The sequence below is a fragment of the Streptomyces sp. NPDC048002 genome (assembly GCF_040653275.1).
Lineage (GTDB): Bacteria > Actinomycetota > Actinomycetes > Streptomycetales > Streptomycetaceae > Streptomyces.
The window spans coordinates 1-1,702 of record NZ_JBEZNL010000095.1 but is presented as its reverse complement, the minus strand read 5'-3'; the positions used below and the strand labels follow the sequence as shown (position 1 = coordinate 1,702).

The 1,702-nt window shown below is 68.8% G+C and carries 1 protein-coding gene; it reads left to right on the top strand.

All coding sequences use genetic code 11. The features are described 5' to 3' along the window. Window positions 1-238: 238 nt before the first annotated feature. Window positions 239-1,693, top strand: coding sequence for an NF041680 family putative transposase (locus AB0E07_RS39830; protein ID WP_362263384.1), 1,455 nt, complete (start codon window positions 239-241; stop codon window positions 1,691-1,693). Window positions 1,694-1,702 lie beyond the last annotated feature (9 nt).

Genomic DNA, 1,702 nt, shown 5'->3' with positions numbered 1-1,702 from the left:
TAATGACCGCTATGAGGCGGCCTAGCCCGGAGTGCTGTGCTTGAGTTGCCCAGCACAACTGGGTACCTGGCTGTTGGCAGCGTCGCCTGACGTTGCCGTAGATCGGCTCGCCCATTCCTCGAACGGCGCTCTCGAACGTGATCGTTCGTCCGAGGATTCCCCGGACGTCAACACGGCCTTCGTCTGATCCTGTGCTCCGACCAAAGAGGCACTTGACCAGTACGAAGGCCGTGGGGGAATGAGTCTGCTGCACCATGATGCCCAGCGCGAAGCGTTCGCGGTGGCGTCACACTTCCGGGAGGACTTATTCGACTGCCTGACTGCGCGCGGAGATACGCTGTTCGAGTTGGCTGACGCGTTGCTGTGCGCGGATGGGCCGGTGACCACGCCGGTGGACCTCACGCTGACGGCCGAGCACCGGCGCGGGCACGGCGCGATGTACGACGCGCTGAACCGCGGGAACGTGGACGCACGCCGGCTGCGGCAGGTGCTGGCCGGCCTGCCGATGCCGCAGGCCGCCGACGGGCGCCTGGTCCTTGCGGTCGACGTCAGCAACTGGCTCCGCCCCGACGCGCCGACCAGCGCGGACCGCCTGTTCTGCCACGTCTACGGCCGCAGCGGACGGTCCTCCGACCAGATGGTCCCTGGCTGGCCCTACTCCTTCGTCGCCGCCCTCGAATCAGGCCGGACCTCCTGGTGCCAGCTCCTGGACGCCGTCCGTCTCGGACCCGAGGACGACGTCGCCGAGGTCACCGCCGCCCAGGTCCGCCGTGTGGTCACCGACCTGATCGAGATGGGCCGCTGGCACTTCGGCGACCGCGACATCCTCATCGTCTTCGACGCCGGCTACGACGCCCCGCGCATGGCCCACCTCCTCGACGGCCTCCCGGTCGAGGTGCTGGGACGGATGCGCTCCGACCGCGTCATGCGACGGCCGACGCCCTCGCTCAAGGAGTACGCCCTGGCCTATCCCCAGGGCGGCAGACCGCCGAAGCACGGCAAGGAGTTCCGCTTCGCCAAGCCGGAGACCTGGGGCGAGCCGGACGCGGCTACGACCCAGGTCACTGACCGGTACGGCACCGCCCGCGCGATGGCCTGGGACCGTATCCACCCCCGCCTGACCACCCGCTCCGCTTGGATCGACCACACCGGCGAACTCCCCATCATCGAAGGCACGCTGATCCGCCTCCAGGTTGACCGCCTGCCCGGCGGAGGCGACCCACTCCCGCTCTGGCTCTGGTCGTCCGCCACCGGCCTGAACAGCGAGGACGTCGACGTGCGCTGGCAGGCATTCCTAAGAAGATTCGACCTGGAGCACACGTTCCGGCTGATGAAACAGACTCTCGGGTGGACCCGTCCGAGGCTGCGAACCCCCGAGGCCGGCGAGCGCTGGACCTGGCTGATCATCGCCGCCCACACCCAGATCCGCCTCTTGCGCGAGGTCGCCGCCGACTTGCGGCGGCCATGGGAGAAGCCCGCCGGGCCCGGCCGGCTCACCCCAGCCCGAGTCCGCCGGGGGTTTCGGAACCTCCGCCCGCACCTGCACTGCCCGGCCCGCGCACCGAAACCCTCAACTCCCGGACCCGGAAGGCCGCTTGGCTCGAAGAATCGGCGGCCCGCCACCCGCTACGACGTGGGCAAGACCGTGAAACGACCCGAGAGCATCATCGAACGAAACCGACTCAGACCATAAAGAACAAGC